The sequence below is a fragment of the Rhodanobacter sp. B04 genome (genome assembly GCF_002001125.1).
Lineage (GTDB): Bacteria > Pseudomonadota > Gammaproteobacteria > Xanthomonadales > Rhodanobacteraceae > Rhodanobacter.
Map to the genome: position 1 here is coordinate 241,015 of NZ_MUNV01000007.1, position 18,058 is coordinate 259,072.

At 64.4% G+C, this 18,058-nt stretch carries 14 protein-coding genes and 1 tRNA gene; 1 reads left to right on the top strand and 14 read right to left on the bottom strand.

The window, feature by feature from the left end; all coding sequences use genetic code 11:
* Positions 1 to 115 precede the first annotated feature (115 nt).
* The 11 genes from B0E46_RS05750 to B0E46_RS05800 all read right to left on the bottom strand — a co-directional run bounded on the left by B0E46_RS05750 (position 116) and on the right by B0E46_RS05800 (position 14,609).
* Positions 116 to 697, bottom strand: a complete 582-nt coding sequence (locus B0E46_RS05750; protein ID WP_168171140.1) for a GspH/FimT family pseudopilin — start codon at positions 695 to 697, stop codon at positions 116 to 118.
* A gap of 5 nt (positions 698 to 702) precedes the next feature.
* On the bottom strand, positions 703 to 1,125 hold the full coding sequence (locus B0E46_RS17875; RefSeq protein WP_168171141.1) for a type IV pilin protein: 423 nt from the start codon (positions 1,123 to 1,125) through the stop codon (positions 703 to 705).
* Between the two features lie 22 nt (positions 1,126 to 1,147).
* Complete coding sequence (locus tag B0E46_RS05760; protein ID WP_077554818.1) at positions 1,148 to 5,779, bottom strand: PilC/PilY family type IV pilus protein; 4,632 nt, start codon at positions 5,777 to 5,779, stop codon at positions 1,148 to 1,150.
* Positions 5,780 to 5,796: 17 nt separating this feature from the next.
* Entirely contained in the window at positions 5,797 to 6,444 is a 648-nt protein-coding gene (locus B0E46_RS05765; protein WP_168171142.1) for a PilX N-terminal domain-containing pilus assembly protein, read from the bottom strand.
* Positions 6,445 to 6,500: 56 nt separating this feature from the next.
* On the bottom strand, positions 6,501 to 7,874 hold the full coding sequence (locus tag B0E46_RS05770) for a PilW family protein (protein ID WP_077554820.1): 1,374 nt from the start codon (positions 7,872 to 7,874) through the stop codon (positions 6,501 to 6,503).
* A complete protein-coding gene (pilV, locus tag B0E46_RS05775) occupies positions 7,871 to 8,407 on the bottom strand; it encodes a type IV pilus modification protein PilV (RefSeq protein ID WP_168171143.1) in 537 nt (178 codons plus the stop codon). The genes B0E46_RS05770 and pilV overlap by 4 nt, the downstream gene beginning before the upstream one ends.
* 369 nt (positions 8,408 to 8,776) lie before the next feature.
* Positions 8,777 to 8,852, bottom strand: a tRNA-Thr gene (locus tag B0E46_RS05780).
* A 146-nt stretch (positions 8,853 to 8,998) separates the two neighbouring features.
* A complete protein-coding gene (gene ispH, locus B0E46_RS05785) occupies positions 8,999 to 9,961 on the bottom strand; it encodes a 4-hydroxy-3-methylbut-2-enyl diphosphate reductase (protein WP_077554822.1) in 963 nt (320 codons plus the stop codon).
* A gap of 89 nt (positions 9,962 to 10,050) precedes the next feature.
* Positions 10,051 to 10,551: a signal peptidase II gene (lspA, locus tag B0E46_RS05790; RefSeq protein WP_077554823.1), complete on the bottom strand. Its 501-nt coding sequence runs from the start codon at positions 10,549 to 10,551 to the stop codon at positions 10,051 to 10,053.
* Positions 10,552 to 10,690: 139 nt separating this feature from the next.
* Positions 10,691 to 13,552, bottom strand: a complete 2,862-nt coding sequence (gene ileS, locus B0E46_RS05795) for an isoleucine--tRNA ligase (RefSeq protein ID WP_077554824.1) — start codon at positions 13,550 to 13,552, stop codon at positions 10,691 to 10,693.
* Between the two features lie 103 nt (positions 13,553 to 13,655).
* The gene (locus B0E46_RS05800) at positions 13,656 to 14,609 is read right to left on the bottom strand and encodes a bifunctional riboflavin kinase/FAD synthetase (protein ID WP_077554825.1); all 954 of its coding nucleotides are present in this window, start codon (positions 14,607 to 14,609) and stop codon (positions 13,656 to 13,658) included.
* Between the two features lie 455 nt (positions 14,610 to 15,064).
* Here B0E46_RS05800 and rpsT point away from each other — a divergent pair, with 455 nt between their 5' ends.
* Positions 15,065 to 15,328 (top strand): 30S ribosomal protein S20, encoded by a 264-nt coding sequence (gene rpsT / locus B0E46_RS05805; protein ID WP_072760571.1) that lies wholly within the window; start codon positions 15,065 to 15,067, stop codon positions 15,326 to 15,328.
* A 249-nt stretch (positions 15,329 to 15,577) separates the two neighbouring features.
* On the opposite strand, the gene B0E46_RS05810 is transcribed toward rpsT, so the two are convergent.
* Genes B0E46_RS05810 through B0E46_RS05820 form a run of 3 tightly spaced genes read right to left on the bottom strand, consistent with a single transcriptional unit; the run spans position 15,578 to position 17,954 of the window.
* Positions 15,578 to 15,877 carry a DUF6587 family protein gene (locus B0E46_RS05810; protein ID WP_077554826.1) on the bottom strand — a complete coding sequence of 100 codons (300 nt, stop codon included), beginning with the start codon at positions 15,875 to 15,877 and terminating at the stop codon, positions 15,578 to 15,580.
* Complete coding sequence (locus B0E46_RS05815; protein ID WP_077554827.1) at positions 15,874 to 17,712, bottom strand: ferrous iron transporter B; 1,839 nt, start codon at positions 17,710 to 17,712, stop codon at positions 15,874 to 15,876. Before B0E46_RS05815 ends, B0E46_RS05810 begins: the two co-directional genes overlap by 4 nt.
* On the bottom strand, positions 17,709 to 17,954 hold the full coding sequence (locus tag B0E46_RS05820; protein WP_077554992.1) for a FeoA family protein: 246 nt from the start codon (positions 17,952 to 17,954) through the stop codon (positions 17,709 to 17,711). The genes B0E46_RS05815 and B0E46_RS05820 overlap by 4 nt, the downstream gene beginning before the upstream one ends.
* Between the last annotated feature and the right edge of the window lie 104 nt (positions 17,955 to 18,058).

Here is an 18,058-nt window from a genome sequence, read left to right on the forward strand (position 1 = left end):
ATCAGGTCAAAGAATCGGCACGTCAGGCAACGCCTTTACACTCGTCCTGCGGAAACCGCCAACCTCAGGACCTGACGTTCCGTGCCACAGGGAAATTCGGCAAGGACCATGTGGGTCAAGGCGTGCAGGAGGCGCCAGCCGAAATGGTCGAGGACGTCACACTGCCAGCGGCCCCCGCTGCCAGTTGGACACCGGGCACCGTGCTACTGCTGGTGCCCGCACCTGTACCACTGTCGCGATAGCAGGTGATGAAAGTCAGCGTGGTGCCGGCGGGATCGAGCTGGCCTTGCTGGCCGAACGTGATGATCTTGGTGCCAAGGGATTGAACTGACACACCGGTCTGGGCACCGGTGGCACGCAGCACGATCGATGTCGCTGTGGGGGCCTGGTTTGCCGATACTGCACCTGCCGGGTAGGTATAGACGATCCAGCCAGGGTCGAATGCCTGCCCACTTGGTGTACAGGAGGAGCCGTCAGTACTGGGGCACATCGACACCAGCTGGCCGCGATCAATCGCCTCGGTACGGGCATAGGCCAAACTCGCCAGCAAGTTGTTGCTGGCTGCGCTGACTTCGTTGCGGTGGATCGCATCGCGGAAGCTGGGTACGGCAATCGCCAGCAGGATCGCCGCGACGGTGATCGTGATCATCAGCTCAAGCAGGCTGAAACCATGCTGACCGGTTGGCTTGTGGGTCATGGGCATCACCAGCAGCTGCCGTTGGTGGTGGTGCCCACGGAGGATTTCACGTCGGCATTGGTGATGCTGAGCGCTCCGCAGTCATCCTTGGCTTGCGAACCGCCTGCCACTGGCGCCGCCGTCGCGGTAAACGCGGCCGAACTGTTGCCTGCAGGATCCGCCGTGACGGTCACAGTCACGCTGTAATAGCCCTTTTCGGTAGGCGCCGGGTCGGTATAACCCATCGAGGTGAGGGCGCCATACTGATTGTTGGTGGCGTAGTAACGCTCCTCCGCATTGGCGACCTGCAGCAGCAGTTGCTGGCCATCCGGCCGGCGGGCGCGGTAGCCATAGCGCCCGTAAGCCGGAATCGCGATCGCCGCCAGTATCGCGATGATCGCCACCACGATCATCAGCTCTAGCAAGGTAAACCCGCGTGCAGCTGCCATAGCCCGTATCCCCTTGCCGGCCTTACTGGTCATTGTTCAACTCCCGCCATGAACGACGGCGCCAGATCGAGTCGTCGCCGGTGAGCGTGCCGCCGCCGGTCAAGGTCGTGCCCGGGAACAGCAGCTGGCCACCACCAATCGATGTAGCGACCGGCACAGTACCACCGGTAGGTGGATTGTTGACAAGGCCACCGACCGCTTTGAAGGTCACCCCTCCGCTGGTCCAGCTGGACGGCCCCACCGGCACACCATCACCCGCACCGCCGGTCGTCGCATCGACTATGAGCAACGCACCGGTGTTGTTGGATGCGCAACCGTTGCTGTTGTTCGGAATCAGCGTCGTGATCACCGCCCGGTTGGTATCGAACAACGCACCCGGCGTCACCACTACTCGCTCACCGTTCGCCACCAGATTGAAATACCACCCGTTATAACTCACCGGTACCGCATTGCTGGTGATGCCGACGATCGTATTGCCGGCATTCGCACCGGTACCCGCCACCTCGTTCAACGTCTGCTGCACCAGGTTGGTGGTACCGGAGACGGTGGTGAGCGTGTCGCGGATGCCATACACCGACTGGGTCAGGCCGGAAGCGGTGTTGTCGGATGCACCAAGATATTTGCCGGTGCCGAAAACCACGATGAAGCGGTTGGTTGCCGGATCAGGGAACAACCGTGGCATCACGGTGATCGGCTGTGCGCCCTGGGTCGCGGGTTTATAGGCCAGGCTGACCGACCACTTGCTGGGATCAGGATTGGTAAGGTCATAGCGCCACAGGTTGCCTGCCAGGTCGCCGGCAAACGCCACATCGTCGATCTGGTCGTTGTTGTAGTCGCCCAGCACCGGCGACGACAGGCCATAGCTGCTCACGCCGGAGATGTTGGTCGGCGTCTTGATCTCATTGATCAGGGCCCCGGTCTGGGCATCCAGCACAAACAGGGAGCTGAAGTTCACGGCTGGCGAGCCGCTGCTGGGAACCGTGTTGTTGGAGCTGCAGTTGGCCGGCTGGTCACCGGTGCCCTTGGTACAGTCGGGGAAATAGCCACCCGGCACCAGCACCACCCACTTGCCGTTCGCCAGGCGACCGATGTTCGGCTGGCCGTAGGTATAGCCCAAGTCTGCAGGATTGCCGCCTGGGTTGGTGCCACCCGAGCCGTTCGAGGCCGAAGCCACCGCCGCCATGCCGGCATTGAACTCCCACAGCACCTTGCTGCCGACATTCGACGCATTCACACCTGCCGTATCCGCAGGATTGGGGTCGGTCACGTCCAAGGCATAGATGCCCCGACCGCCCTGACCCAGACCACCGACCAGGATGGTGTGCCAGCCGATCGAGGTAGTCGCAGGCGAGGTAGTGGCCGCATCGAAGAACACGTCGCGCGTCACCGGCGTGGCATCCACGGTCGGCGTAAACGTGAAGCCGTTCAGCAGGGTCATGTTGCCGAGGTTGGAGTAGACCGAACGCGGCACGTAGGCCCACAACTCGTTGCCCGACGTCGCGGTATCGCTGCCATCGGCATTCTGCGACGCATCGAAGGCGTGCAGCATGCCATCGTTGGCGCCCACGTAGACCACCGGCTTGCGCGCACTCTGGTCGCTGGAGAACTGCTCGTAACTCACGTCGGCGGTACCGGCCACCGGCGATGTCGTCGCCGTAGTTTCCGGCGCCGCCGTGCCATCGGCCAGAGCCGGCCAGGTGTTGCTGTAACCACTGGCTGGATAGGCCACGTACACCGCCTGCGAACGGATGATGGCGCCAAGCAGCTTGGTACGCTGGCGCATCGTGCCGTTGGTTTCCGAGGTCTTGACGCCACGCAGCCAGTCGACGCGGGCCTGTCCGGTATCGTTGGCGCCGGTGCTGGCCGGGGTCATGATCAGGGTCTGCCCGGGGCTGTCCAGGTTGGTATATGTCTTGAACTCCACGCCACCGTTGAAAGCGCCCGCGCTGGTAAATTTGGATGACAGGATCACCCGGTTGGCCGGCGTCGCGGCATTCAGCTGGGTACCCGCATCCCAGGCCAGGGCGCCGATCGAGCCGTCCAGGTTCACGATGAAAGCCTGCAGCACGCCGCTCCAGTCAGCCGAGCTGTAGCCGGTGTTGAAGCCCAGCGTGCTGCCGGTCAGCACCGTGGCACTGATCGCACTGGTCGCGGCCGGCACATTGCGGGCGGCGATGTTGGCAAGGATCGCCGACAGCTTGCTCACCAGGTCGGCCGGGTTGCCTGCGCTGAAGAACTGACCGCGACCGGCGAGTGCCGCGTGCCAGGTGTCGTCGACGTTCGCGGGAATGCCGCTGCCATTACCATTGGGCGTCGGCCATCCAATCGAGCCGGAGGAGTTTTTCAGGCCTTTGCGCAGATTGCAGGCATCGGAGGTATCCGACGTGCCGCCGGTGCAATCGACATCCGTCGAATAGTTCAGTGCACCATTGACACCCAGGCCCACCAGGTATTCGGACATGTGCGGCCAGGTGGCCGGATCGTTGTTGGGATTGAAGTAGATCTCGCTGTTGACGTTTGCTGCCGCCACGCTCGAGCCCGAATTGGTTGTCGAAGTAACCACACCGGTCGTCGTGTCGGCGATATACGGTGTCACATACTGCTGGCTCAGCGGAATGTAGAGATCCGGGCGCAGGTCCTGCGACCAATAGTAGAAAGCAATATCGGACAGTGATGCATAACCGCTGTCCCCGCTGTCGTGCACCGGTGCATAGATGGAGCTGATACCCGCTGTGCCCGTCGCTGGCATCACCGTGCCATCGGGCAATGTAAGCGTGCCCGTGGTAGGTGCCAACGCCGCCGCCGTCAACGTGGATGTCTTCGGACCATCGCCATTGCCGTTCCACAGGCCGTCGGTCACCAGCATGTGGTAGTTCTGCCGGCAATACAGCTCGGCGGCGGAATTCACCACGGTAGTTCCATCAGCGGCATACGTTGCCGGCTGCCAGTACGGATCCTTCAGATTGCCCGTGGCCGCGGTATTGTTCTTGCCACGCTGGAAGAAGGCACCAGCGGCAGCCACGGTACTTCGCGTCGGCGTACCGCCACTGGCGGGCACCTGGAAAAGCCAGTTGTAGAAGGCGCTGCGATAACAGGCCGGCGCCGTGGTTACCGCTCCCGATTGCTGGATCGTGGAAGGGCTGGCCGCATTCGACAAGGCAGACGTACAGGCCGAGGTATCGATAAGGCTGCTGATGATCGAACTGGACGGCAGGTTGTACGCACTCGTATTGAGGTTCTGCCAGGCCACCCGAATGCTGTTGCCATAACCCGTCGTGGTGGTGCCGTTCGTGATGTTTGCGCCCAGCGACCCAAACACCCGCGACAGCGCGGAACGTGCCATCTGGTTGCGCGTGCGGTAATACGCGTACCAGTTGGCGAAGTTCTGGTACTGCGTCGTCGGCACCGGCACCGCCTCCCAGTTGCCGGGGGTATAGAGGGTGGCGAGATCGGTCGCCGTGCTCGGCTGGTTGTTCGCGTTGAGGTTGACCGTCACCCCGGTCTTCAGGCGGTAGTAGTACGGTCCGCCATTCGGATATGTGACCGCGGTGCCATCGCTCAACGTATGCGCCTGGCCATCCATCGGACTGGCGCCGCTCCAAAAATCTGCGGTGTCAGACCCGCCCGCTTGGCCTGTGCCGCACTTCCAGCGGTTGTCGGGGGTGCCGTACGTGGGAGTCGTCGAGGTCGTGGTGACCGTGACCGTCCAGGTGGAGTACTTCGCGGCTGCGCTGCCTGTAACGACAACGGTCTTGGTGTACCCGCTGGAGCTGGTGTTTCTAGCCAGGAGGTTGGCTCCGGAATACACCGTACTGACGCCGCTGCCAGTCGTGGTGGTGGCACCCTTGGTATAAAAGTAATAGCCCGCGCTCGAACTACCCGCTGACGAGTTGTTACTTGAGCACGCACTGACCACGGAGTTGCCGGAACTGGATGGGCAGGTCGTACCGAAGGTCGCGTAATAGGTGACCGTGCTCGAAGTGGCGTAGGTGATGGGCACCTGCCCCATGATGTTGGTCTGGCTGCCAGCGGCTGGCTGATCCAACTCCGGATTGTTGTTATAGGCTGCAGCGACCGTGGTGGCCGGGCTCAGCTTGCGGTTGGCCGCGATACCGTCCACCAGCACAGCCGCCAGGGTCGCGTCTGCAGCGGCAAAAGTGTTGCCATTCGGGTAGGTCGGCGGGGTATAGGTGACATTGGGGTTGTAATAGACGCCGTTCATGACGAGCGCGCGCAAGGTGGCGTCGGTCGCCGACGGGTGATCGGAATCGATCACATTGGCGCAACGCCAGGGACCACCACTCCAGTCGTAAGCAGAGTTGGTGACATTACCGGCAAGATCCGTGGTGAATGGCGGAGCATCGTTCACGCGGGTGGACGACATCGAGCCCGAGTCATCGAAGGTCAGCACGATGTTCGGCGGCACTGCCTGGGTCAGGTTCGGCGGCGCCGGACTGAGTTCCACGCTGCCGGTAGCCGCTGCGGTAGCCGCCGAGGCCGGTTCGGAGAGAAAGGCGCTGGCGGCCACCGCGGCCGTCACCACAGTCAGTGTGGTGGGCACCGGCACCGGCACGGACAAGCCGGCGGTCAGGGTCAACAGCATGCCTGCACCGGCATTCGGCAGACGCTTGAAGATGAGGCGACGGATGGACATGGCCTGGATACTCCGACTCAATTGCTCTTGGCGGCAAACGTGCTTTCAAGCACGCGCACGGTGTTGTCATTGGCGCCGGCGCCACGGGCGGTGATGCGGTAGATGTGCCGGGTCGTGCTTGTGTAACCGCTGCCGCCCGAACCCGTGGCGCCCGATTCATGCAGGCTGCCGCTGACCCCTGGCGGCAGTTCCACGCCCAGGTCCTCGATCATGTACAGCGGGTTCTTGGAAAGATTGCCGGTCTGGCCTGCCGCTGCGATCGCGGTGTAATCGGTGCTGCCGCCGTAACCCTTGTACGTGGTGGCGCCGGCGGTCACCCAGCCTTGCGAGGTGCGGAAGTTGGTCACATTGGTGATCGGGCTGGCCGGGTTGTAGATATAGCAATCCGTGAAGATGCCCGTGCCGCAGCTGAGGTGCGCGCCGATGTTGCTGGTGGCGGTCCACAACTTCCATTCGGCGCCGCGCAGCGCGGTCTGTGCACTCATTTCCGCCTGCTGGGCGTTGCGCAGGCCGCCGGCCATGCGCTCCTGCAGCAGTGAACGACCCGAAGCGCTGATCGCCAGGATGGTCAGCAGCAGCAGAAAGATCAGCGCGACGACCATCACTGCGCCGCGCTGCGTTCGCGGCGATCGGTGCAAGGAAAGCTGTTGGCTCGGGATCGACATGGTTTGCTCCATTGACTCGCTTTCCACCGGCTATTCTCGCGATGGTCTGCGATGCATTACGGGTTGTAATTGCGTACCGCCACCAGCGCGGTGAACTGGCGTCGTAGCAGCTGATCGACAAAACCCTGGTCACTGGGTTTGACTGTATGAGTAGCCGAACTAGGTGGCGCCGATGTGGTGCTGTCGATGGTGTAGACGTAGTTCAGGTCGTTGCTGTCGAGCGTGTACAACGGCACCTGCCCATCCATCAGCACACTGACCTCGATGCTGGTGACCGCGCGCCACAGGCAGCCGGTCGTCGTTACCGCGTTGAGCTCGGACGGCGGGCAACTGGTGGAGGCCTCGATCTGGCTGGCCGTGAGAAAACTGGTGTTGCCGGTGGCATCCTGCACACCGTACAGAAAATCCATTCGCTCGATGCCACGCACCAATTCTTCTTCGCCGACACCGTACGCCGTATCGCCACCGTTGACCCGGCGTATCAGTGCCCCTGTCGTGAAACCGTTACCCGCATCAACCACCTTGAGGTAATAGGTGACCGACTGCAGGTCTTGATTGACATCGAACAACGTGGGCGCTGCTTCGGGTTGCTGCGCGGCCGGGGTGCTGCCCGTGAAATTCTTCGTGCTATCGGGCGTCAGTACGCCGGCCGCATTGGTTACCGCAAAGATCTCCGCACTGGAGCAATCGGCCAGCATGGCAAGATCACCTGCCGCAAAATGGCTGGCCGGCAATTCCGAGCTGAGAGGCTTCAGGGTGATCGAAGTGATCGCCCCCGTGCTGGAAGAGGCTGCAATCGAACTGCCTCCGGAGCTGCCAATCGACCAGCCGCTGGAAGGATTGACATAACGCACCGTGATGACCGAGGAGCCTATGACACGATCGCCTATCGCCTTGCCCATCGCCGGCAGGCCAGCCGTGGTGGGATCAATTGGGGTGCAACTGGCACTGGTGAGCCCGCAGTCGTAGCCACGCATATACAGGAACGACGGCATGCTGTACGGCGCCGTGGGCGCAGCCGGATAGGTGACCCCGCCACTGGTGGCCGCCCAGAGCGTGGTGAGGTCGTGCAGTGCGCCACTGTCGGCGCCCGCCGCCGTGCCCAGCAGGCTCTTGGCATACACATAAGGCGTACGCAGGTGATCCAGATAAAGGCCACCCGAAGCCGCCAGGGCGGTGCCGCCGGAATTGGTGCAGTACTGGCCATTGGCCATGCGCAGATCGCTGCCGAGGCGGCTGATCGCAAAACGCCCCTCCTCCTGTAGTCGTGCCAGCTGTGTCTGCGACTTGTTGCTGCTCGAAGTGGAGGAAAACACCGTCACGATGCCCGCCGCGACCAACAGGCCCAGCACCATCGCCACCATCAATTCGATCAGGGTGACGCCGCGCTGGCGACGCAAAACCGCATGTCCCATGGCAAGCACCGTCATGGCTGGAAGCTCCAGGTGAAGTTCTGCGTGATCGCGCCCGCGGTCTGGGTGGCTTGATTGCCGGTGGCCGTCTCGGTCCACTCGATAGTCATCTGGCAGGTGCCGCCATAAGGGGGGCGATAGTTGATCTGCGACGTGGGGTTATAGCCAACGGCACCGACACCGGTACATGAAATTGCGGCTTTGGGACTGGGCAGGAATACTCGCAACTGGCTGCTCCACATCTGCTGGTCATGCGTCGCCAATGCCGCTGAGCCACAGGCACTGCCCGAGCCGCAGCCCGCACTGGCCGCGGCAACCGGGTAAGCATTGCTGTTGTAGCTCCCGTTCCAGACGCCGGCAGGGTTGGCGCTCATGCGGCTGGCCATGTTGTTGGCGAGAAAAACCACCTGCGTGCGCAGGTAGGCCGCATGGTTGGAGCGTGTGGCCATCACCATAAGGCTGGCCAGTCCGAGCAGGCCGATGCTGAAGATCAGCACGGCCATCATCACCTCGATCAACGAGACGCCCCGCTGACGCGACAAGACTTGCATGGAATTCTCCCTGATACCCCTCGTGCGCACTGTAACCATCCACCCGACCCTGACCAGACCCGAGCCGACCGGCGGTAGGAATTGCCCGACAAGCGGCGGCTGGCGGCTCGTGGAAGGTGATTGCAGTCACGCCGCGGAAGGGCGCGCGCCGGCGCAGCGCCAGCCCCATGTCGCCCTGGTGGCGTGATCGACTGAGGATGGTCTGAATAAGCCTTTAGCCCGTCATCCCGGCGAAAGCCGGGATCCAGTGCCTCTGCAAGGCGCTTGAGACGCTGGATTCCAGCGTTCGCTGGAATGACGAGTCATTCACGCCGTCATTGCAGGCACGCCCGGAAAAACAAAGGCCCGCTTGCGCGGGCCTTTGAAGTCTGGTGCCGGAAATAGGAATCGAACCTACGACCTACGCATTACGAATGCGCCGCTCTACCAACTGAGCTATTCCGGCAAAGAGCCGCGGATTTTACGGTGCGGCGCATGTTCAACGCAAGCACGAAGCTCGGTCTTGCCTGGCCGCGTTGCCTCTTGTGGTGTTTGATGGCGTTCGCCAAGGCCAGACCTCGGTCGCCATCAATGCAAATGTAGAGGGCTGCATCAGAGGCTGGCTGCGCTGTTGCCGCCGACCACACGCAGTTCCTTGGGCAACGCGAACGTGATGTTCTCCGGCTCGCCATCCAGCTCGTGCACTTCACCGGCACCCCATGACTGCAGCCGGGCGATCACGTCGCGCACCAGCTTTTCCGGAGCCGAGGCACCGGCGGTGAGGCCGATGCGCTTGACGCCGTCGAGCCAGCTGCGTTCGATGTGTTCGGCGCCATCGATCAGGAACGAGCGCACGCCCTGCTTTTCGGCCAGCTCGCGCAGGCGGTTGGAGTTGGAGCTGTTGACCGAGCCGACCACCAGCATCAGGTCGACGGCATCGGCGAGCCGGCGTACCGCATCCTGGCGGTTCTGCGTGGCGTAGCAGATGTCGTCCTTGCGCGGGCCCTCGATGTCGGAAAACTTGTTGCGCAAGGCTTCGATGATCGCCTTGGTGTCGTCCACCGACAGCGTGGTCTGGGTGACGTACGACAACTGATGCGGGAATTTCGGCGCGAGGGTGTCCACGCATTCCAGCGATTCGACCAGCAGGATCTCGCCGGTGTTGGCCGTATTCCACTGGCCCATGGTGCCTTCGACTTCCGGGTGGCCGGCATGGCCGATCAACACCACGCTGCGGCCGATGCGCCCCAGACGCGCCACCTCCATGTGCACCTTGGTGACCAGCGGACAGGTGGCATCGAATACCTTGAGGTGGCGCTGCTCGGCCTCCTCGCGCACCGCCTGTGACACGCCGTGCGCGCTGAAGATCACCGTGGCGCCATCAGGCACCTCATGCAGCTCCTCGACGAACACCGCGCCGTCGGCGCGCAGCTTGTCGACCACGTAGCGGTTGTGCACGACCTCGTGCCGCACGTAGATCGGCGCGCCCCACGATTCCAGCGCACGCTCGACGATGGCGATGGCGCGATCGACGCCGGCGCAAAAGCCGCGGGGATTGGCGAGCAGGATGTCCATTCAGTTCTCGGGAGTGAGCAATGAGGAGTGAGAAACGAGAGGTCGTCACCGCCACTCGTTTCTCGCTCACGACTTTTCTCGTTCCTTGATTATCGCACGCTGCCCGCCGGCTTGCCGGCGAAGAGCCCGAACGCGATCAGCAGCACGGCACCGACCGTGATGCCGCAGTCGGCCAGGTTGAACACCGGATAGCTCCACTGGCGGAAATACACCTGGATGAAGTCGGTGACCTGTGCGGCATGCAGGCGGTCGATCACGTTGCCGATCGCGCCGCCGACGATCATGGCCAGCGGCATGCCGGTGCGCCAGTCCCGGCGCGGCGTGCGTGCCAGCCACACCACCAGCACCGCGCTGATCACCAGCGCCAGCAGCACGAAGAACCAGCGCTGCCAGCCGCTGCCATCGTCCAGGAAACTGAATGCGGCGCCACGGTTGAATGCCAGCGTCCAGTTCAGGAATCCGGGAATGACCGCATGCGGCACGCCCATCGGTTGCAACGCCTGCACCGCCCACCATTTGCTGAGCTGGTCGAGCGCGATGACCGCCGCGGACAGCCACAGCCAGATGAGTGCATTGGGTTTGGTGGTCATAAGAGGTCTCATGTACATGCTTCCTTCTCCCTCTGGGAGAAGGTGCCCCAAAGGGGCAAATGAGGGTTCGGGCGAAGCCGAGGCTGGGGTACAGCCGAACCCCCAGCCCCTCTCCCGACGGGAGAGGGGCTTCGGCGACTCAGAACCAGCGACGCGTTTCGCCGGGGCCTTCGACATTGCCGACGCAGCGGCCGCACAGCTCGGGATGCGCGGCATGGCTGCCGACATCGTCGCGACGATGCCAGCAGCGCACGCACTTGGCCGCATCGCTGACCGTGGCCGACACCCATGCATCGGCGCCTTCCAGTTCGGTCAGCACGGCGCTGTCCGGCTGGCCACCCGCCAGATCAAGGCGCACGTCGGAGGTGATGAAGAAGAAGCGCAGTTCCTCGGCCGCCGCGGCATAGCGCGCCACGGTGGCCTCGTCGGCATGGATCGCCAGTTTCGCTTCCAGCGCCGCGCCGATCTGCTCGCCCTTGCGCATGCCTTCCAGCACACGCGAAGCGGCATCGCGGATCGCCAGCAGATCGGACCAGTAGCGACGCTGCGCGGGCGAAGCTTGCGTCGCCGCCAACCCGTCGTACCAGGTTTCGAACAGCACGCTGTCGCCACGCTCGCCCGGCAGCTGCTGCCAGATTTCCTCGGCGGTGAAGCTCAATACCGGCGCCAGCCAGCGCACCAGCGCCTCGGCGATGCGGTACATCGCGCTCTGCGCGCTGCGCCGGCCGCGGCTGTCGGTCGGCATGGTGTACAGCCGGTCCTTGGTGATGTCGAGGTACAGCGCGCCCAGCTCGTTGGTGCAGAAGTTCTGCACGCGGGCCACGATCTCCGGGAAGTCGTAGCGCTCGTAGGCAGCCAGCACGGTCTGCTGCACGTCATGCGCCTGCTGCACCGCCCACTGGTCGAGCAGCACGCTGTCTTCCACCGGCAGCAGGTGCTTCGCCGGATCGAAGCCGTCGAGGTTGCCGAGCAGGAAGCGCGCGGTGTTGCGGATGCGCCGGTAGCTGTCCGACACGCGCTTGAGGATCTCGTCGGAGACGGTCATCTCGTTACGGTAGTCGGCCGAGGCCACCCACAGGCGCAGGATGTCGGCACCAAGCGTGTCCATCACCTTCTGCGGCGCGACCACGTTGCCGAGCGACTTGGACATCTTGCGGCCGTTCGCATCCACCGCGAAGCCATGGGTGAGCACGTCGTCGTAGGGCGCGCGGCCGTGGATCGCCGACGAAGTCAGCAAGGACGACTGGAACCAGCCGCGATGCTGGTCGGAACCCTCCAGGTACATCACCTTGTACTGCGACGCGCTGCCCTGCTGCAGTTCCGGGCGCTGGCCGATCACGGCGAAGTGCGTGACGCCCGAGTCGAACCAGACGTCCAGCACGTCGGTGACTTTCTCGTAGTCGTCCGCCTGCTCGCCGAGCAGCTCGGCCGCATCCAGCGTGAACCACGCATCGACGCCGCCCTGCTCCACCTTCTTCGCGACCTGTTCCAGCAGTGCCACGGAATCCGGATGCGGCTCCTGCGTGGCCTTGTGCACGAACAGCGCGATCGGCACGCCCCAGGTGCGCTGGCGCGAGATGCACCAGTCCGGGCGCCCGGCGACCATGCCGGCAATGCGTTCCTCGCCCCAGCCCGGCACCCAGCGCACGTCCTTGATCGAGGCCAGCGCGGTCTTGCGCAGATCCGCCTGTTCCATCGAGACGAACCACTGCGGCGTGGTGCGGTAGATCACCGGCGTCTTGTGGCGCCAGCAGTTCGGGTAGCTGTGCTCGATCTTCGCGAACGCGAGCAGCACGCCGCGGCGGCGCAGCAGCTCGACGATCGCGTCGTTGGCCTTCCAGATGTGCATGCCGGCCAGCTCGAGCCCGTCGGCCGCGGGCGTGTCGGCGCGATAGGTGCCGCGCGACTCGATGTAGTTGAGCAGGCCGATGCCGTATTCGCGCGCCACCACGAAATCCTCGACGCCGTGGTCGGGCGAGGTATGCACGGCGCCGGTGCCGTCCTCGGCGCTGACATGCTCGCCGAGGATCACCGGCACTTCGCGCGGGTAGAACGGATGGTGCAGTTTCAGGCCTTCCAGCGCCTGGCCGGCCACATGGCCGAGCACCGCCACGGACTCGAGACCGTAACGCTGCGCCACCTTGTCGACCAGCGCGCTGGCGATCACCAGCAGCACGCGCTTGCCGTCGCGCGACGGCCCTTCGATCAGCGCGTATTCGAGCCCGCCGCCGAGCGACACCGCCTGGCTTTCCGGCAGCGTCCATGGCGTGGTGGTCCAGATCGGGATGGCGGCGATCGCGTCGCCCGCATCCACGCCGAACTTCGATGCCAGCGCTTTCGGATCGACCGCGTCGTAAGCCACGTCGACCGCGGGCGACACCTTGTCGCCGTACTCGATCTCCGCCTCGGCCAGCGCCGAGCCGCAGTCGAAGCACCAGTACACCGGCTTGGCGCCGCGCACCACGTGACCGTTCGACACGATGCGCGCCAGCGCGCGCAGCATGTCCGCCTCGTATTTGAAATCCATCGTGCGGTACGGCCGCTGCCAGTCGCCGAGCACGCCAAGCCGCTTGAAGTCGGTGCGCTGGGCATCGACCTGCTCGGCCGCGTATTCGCGGCACTTCTGCCGGAACGCGGCGGCATCGAGCTTGTCGCCCGGCTTGCCGAACTTCTTCTCCACCGCGATCTCGATCGGCAGGCCGTGGCAATCCCAGCCCGGCACGTACGGCGCGCGATGGCCGGCCAGCAGCTTGGACTTGACCGTGATGTCCTTGAGGATCTTGTTGACCGCGTGGCCGATGTGGATCGAACCGTTCGCATACGGCGGCCCGTCGTGCAGCACGAAGACGCTGTCGCGACCGGCGGTGTTCTGCTGGATCTGCGCATAGCGGTCGATCCGCTCCCACTCGGCCAGCCACGCCGGCTCGCGCTTGGGCAGGTCGCCGCGCATCGGGAAATCCGTCTGCGGCAGGTTGATCGTGCTCTTGTAATCGTGGGTCATTGCCTGGATGCCGTCACTGAAGTGTTGCCGTCCGCCAGCCGGCGGACAAAGAGTTCAAACTTAATGGATTGGCGCGTTTACCGAAACACTGGTTCGGCGTCGACTACGCCTCGACCAGCCGCGGATTCATGCCCAGCAGCTCGCGCGCCAGGCGGGAGTCCAGTGCCATTTGCGCCTTGAGCGGCTCCAGCCCGTCGAACTTCAGCTCGTCGCGCAGCTTGGCGACGAACTCCACGGCCATGCGCTGGCCGTACAGGTCGCCGTCGAAATCGAACAGATGCACTTCCAGCAGCGGCTCGCTGACCTGGTTCACGGTGGGCCGGACGCCCAGGCTGGCCACGCCCGGCCAGCTACACTCGCCCTCACCCAAGCCGACGCGCACCGCAAAGATGCCGTGCACCGGGCTGACCCGCTGCTGCAGGTGGATGTTGGCGGTCGGATAGCCCAGCGTGCGACCCAGCTGATTGCCGTATTCCACCTTGCCGTCGATCACGAACGGCCGGCCCAGCAGCGGCTCGGCGCCGGAAAATTCGCCGGCAGCCAGCAGCGCGCGTATCCGGCTGGCCGAGACCCGCGCGCCGTCCATCTGTACCGGCGGCATCGTGCACGCGGCGAAGCCGAGCTTCGCCCCCATGCGCTCCAGCAACGCGACATCACCGGAGCGCTTGTGCCCGAAGCGGAAATCGCCGCCCACCCACACCTCGCGCGCCGCCAGTCGCTCGACCAGCACGCGGTGGACGAAATCCTCGGCCGACATCGTCGTCAGCGCCCGGTTGAAGCGCAGCAGCAGACTGTGCTCGATACCCGCCGCCGCGAAACCGCGCAGTTTCTCGCGCACGCTGGACAGGCGCGGCAGCGGTTCGACGGAAAAGAAGGCCCGTGGCAGCGGCTCGAAACTCACCACGACCGGGCTGCCATCCAGCACATGGGCGCGCTCGCACACCTGCGTCAGCAAGGCCTGATGTCCGCGGTGCAGGCCATCGAATGCGCCGACCGCAATCACGCTACCGCGTGGCGTCAGGCAAGCACCCGCGATATCCCTGGAAAGTCTCATCATTGCGTGAGTATAACGGGCGCAACGGTGGCGTTAAGGACGCATGGGCGACGGACATCGTGCCGACCGACATGCCGCGCATCGATATGCCGCGAAGCTGCCCTCCATATCCCAGTTCACCTCATCACTGTTGAAGAAAAACCGCCGGCGCGGCAGGCCTTCGGTATGGATCTGAATAAATCTTCGTCGTCATTCCAGCGAACCCCGAACAGGGGCAAGAGCTGGAATCCAGTGCGGTTGCAGGGTGCGAGAGACGCCGGATCCCAGCCTTCGCCGGGATGACGAGTTATCCAGGCCATCCCTGAGGATATGCGAGAATGCGGGCGTCACGGCTGCCACGATCACCCGCCAGCCGGGCACAGGCGTCAATCGGGCGCCTAAATGATTGACGCAGCGGCAAATCGACCGCATAATTGGCGTCTTTTTCCAACCTCAACACTGCATTCCGGAGTTCTACCTTGGCCAACATCAAGTCCGCGAAGAAGCGCGCGCGCCAGTCCGAGCAGCGCCGCCTGCGCAACATCAGCGCCCGCTCCATGGTCCGCACCGCCCTGAAAAAGGTCGTCAAGGCCATCGAGGCCAAGGACAAGGCCGGCGCAATCGCCGCGTTCACCGTCGCCCAGCCGGTGATGGATCGTTACGCCGCCCGCGGCCTGATCCACAAGAACAAGGCTGCCCGTCACAAGAGCCGCCTCAACGCGAAGATCCGCGAACTGGCGTAAGCCGGGGCGCGATTCGAGTTGCACCAAAAAGCCGGCGCAAGCCGGCTTTTTCGTTCGTGTTTCTGTGCAGTAGCCGCGAATGACTCCATTTTTTTGCGCCATCCCAGCGAAGGCCGGGATCCAGCGACTCCAAGACCTCCAATAGCCAATGCACGGATGACCGGCATCCGCCGTTGAAAAGCGCCTCAGGCTTTCGTTGGAGTGACGGACGTTCGAGGGTTTTTCGAGGCTCCCTGCAGGGTCGCCGCTTCACTGCCGCGTACGAAATTCCAACGGCATCGCGTCGGCTCTGGCAGCAGCCGGCGGCTTCGGCCCGCAGGCACCGCAGGTGCTGCAGCCGTCGCTGCAATTGCCGGTCGCCTGCTTCGGCTGCAGGCGTTGCCCGAAGGCGCGCAGCCAGGCGGCATGCCCCGGCCGGCTGAAGCGGATCGAGGCTGCCGCCAGCCAGCGGTTGGTGAGCTGAGGCGCCAGCTTGCGGAACACGATCAGCGCACTGGCCAGCACGACCAGCCCGATCACCACGTATTGCACCAGCAGGCTCGTGCTCATGTCAGCATCCTCGCCACCTGGTAGACGATGAACGATGCGGCGTAGGCCATGCCGAACATGTAGCTGAACGAGATCGCCACGTTGCGCCAGGAATTGGTTTCGCGACGGATCACCGCCAGCGTGGACATGCACTGCGGAGCATAGGCGAACCACACCAGCAGCGACAGCGCGCTGGCCAGCGATATCTGCCCGGCCAGGGCATGACCCAGTCCACCGGCCGCCTCACCGCCGACCAGATAGACGGTCGCCAGCGCGGCCACCGCGGTCTCGCGCGCGGCGAACGCCGGGATCAGCGCCAGGCTGATCTGCCAGTTGAAGCCGATCGGCGCAAAAATGTATTGCAGGCCGCGCCCGATGTAGCCGGCGAAGCTGTAATCGATGGCCGGCAGGGTGGCGCCTTCCGGCGCCGACGGGAAGGTGGACAGGAACCACATCAGCACGGTCAGTCCGAGGATCACGCCGGTCAGGCGCTTCAGGAAAATCCCGCCACGCTCGTACAGCCCGATCGCCACGTCGCGCAGCTTGGGCATCCGGTACGACGGCAGTTCCATCAGCAGCGCATGTTCGCTCTTGTCGCCGCGGATCCGCTTCATCACCCAACCCACCGCCATCGCGCCGAGGATGCCCGCCAGGTACAGCGAGAACAGCACGATGCCCTGCAGGTTGAACACGCCGAACACATGACGGATCGGGATGAAGGCGCCGATCAGCAGGGCATACACCGGCAGGCGCGCGGAACAGGTCATCAGCGGCGCGATCAGGATCGTCGCCAGGCGGTCGCGCGGGTCCTGGATGCTGCGCGTGCCCATGATGCCGGGGATCGCGCAGGCGAAACTCGACAGCAACGGGATGAACGAGCGCCCGGTCAGCCCCACCGACAGCATCAGGCGATCGAGCAGGAACGCCGCGCGCGGCAGGTAGCCGGACTCTTCCAGGGTCAGGATGAACAGGAACAGCACCAGGATTTCCGGCAGGAAGCCGAGCACGGTGCCGAGGCCGCCGAACAGGCCGTCGGTGACCAGGCTCTGCAGCGGCCCGGCCGGCAGCAGCGTGGCGACATGCACGCCCATCCAGCCGAAGCCGTCGCCGATCGCGTCGGTCATCGGCTTGCCGATCGAGTACACCGCCTGGAACACCACGAACATCACCACGGCAAGGATCAGCAGCCCGAACACCGGATGCAGCGCCCAGCGATCGAGCGCATCGTCGAGCTCCGCCGTGGCACGCGGCATCGCCACCGTCGCGGCCAGGATGTCGCGGACCTGGGCATGCAGGTCGGCACGGCTGGCTGCATCGTCCGGCTGTGCCGGCGCCGCCGTCGGCACTTCGCCGTCAACCCGTTCGATCAGCGCCTTGGCGCCGCCACGCTTCACCGCGATGGTCTCCACCACCGGCAGACCGAGCCGGCGCTGCAGCTCCGGCACGTCGATGACGATGCCGCGCTGGCGTGCCGTATCCATCATGTTCAGCGCCAGCACCACCGGCCGGCCGAGGCGTTTCACCTCCAGCACGAAACGCAGGTGCAGGCGCAGGTTGGTGGCGTCGGCCACGCAGATGATCAGATCCGGCGCCGCCTCACCCGGGTAGTTGCCGGCGCAGACGTCGCGGGTGATCTGCTCGTCCGGGCTGTTCGCCTCGAAACTGTAGGTACCCGGCAGATCGAGTATCTGCAGCACCCGACCGGATGGCGCGGTGAAACGGCCTTCCTTGCGCTCCACGGTGACGCCGGCGTAGTTCGCCACCTTCTGCCGGCCGCCGGTGAGCTGGTTGAACAGCGCGGTCTTGCCACAGTTCGGGTTGCCGACCAGGGCGATGCGCAGGGTCGACGCACTCATGCCGCCACCTCGCTGCGCACGCTGACCCGGGCCGCCTCGGCACGGCGCAAGGCAAAGCGCGTGTAGCCGATCTGGATCAGCACCGGATCGCCGCCCATCGGCCCCACCGCCACCACCCGCACCGGTTCGCCATCGACGAAACCCAGGTCACGCAGGCGCTGCGCAATCGGATCCGCCGCATGCGCATCGTGCACGCGGTCGACCACGGCGGGAGCACCTTTGGGCAATTCGGACAGACGCACGGGCGGCTTCACAAATAAGAATTGTTCGCATTGTAACTCTTTGGTCGCATTACTGCAGCAGGGCTGCGTCCCGGCAATGGGCAGCGTTTATCATGGGGCTCTTT

Bases quoted from the DNA above. Each gene is read 5' to 3' on its own strand.
- B0E46_RS05810 (WP_077554826.1), bottom strand. From the start codon at position 15,877: ATGAGCACGAGCCTGCTGGTGCAATACGTGGTGATCGGGCTGGTCGTG.
- ispH (WP_077554822.1), bottom strand. From the start codon at position 9,961: ATGGACATCCTGCTCGCCAATCCCCGCGGCTTTTGCGCCGGCGTCGAT.
- B0E46_RS05765 (WP_168171142.1), bottom strand. From the start codon at position 6,444: ATGTCGATCCCGAGCCAACAGCTTTCCTTGCACCGATCGCCGCGAACG.
- B0E46_RS05750 (WP_168171140.1), bottom strand. From the start codon at position 697: ATGACCCACAAGCCAACCGGTCAGCATGGTTTCAGCCTGCTTGAGCTG.
- B0E46_RS05770 (WP_077554820.1), bottom strand. From the start codon at position 7,874: ATGACGGTGCTTGCCATGGGACATGCGGTTTTGCGTCGCCAGCGCGGC.
- B0E46_RS05760 (WP_077554818.1), bottom strand. From the start codon at position 5,779: ATGTCCATCCGTCGCCTCATCTTCAAGCGTCTGCCGAATGCCGGTGCA.
- ileS (WP_077554824.1), bottom strand. From the start codon at position 13,552: ATGACCCACGATTACAAGAGCACGATCAACCTGCCGCAGACGGATTTC.
- pilV (WP_168171143.1), bottom strand. From the start codon at position 8,407: ATGCAAGTCTTGTCGCGTCAGCGGGGCGTCTCGTTGATCGAGGTGATG.
- B0E46_RS05815 (WP_077554827.1), bottom strand. From the start codon at position 17,712: ATGAGTGCGTCGACCCTGCGCATCGCCCTGGTCGGCAACCCGAACTGT.
- B0E46_RS17875 (WP_168171141.1), bottom strand. From the start codon at position 1,125: ATGGCAGCTGCACGCGGGTTTACCTTGCTAGAGCTGATGATCGTGGTG.
- B0E46_RS05800 (WP_077554825.1), bottom strand. From the start codon at position 14,609: ATGATGAGACTTTCCAGGGATATCGCGGGTGCTTGCCTGACGCCACGC.
- lspA (WP_077554823.1), bottom strand. From the start codon at position 10,551: ATGACCACCAAACCCAATGCACTCATCTGGCTGTGGCTGTCCGCGGCG.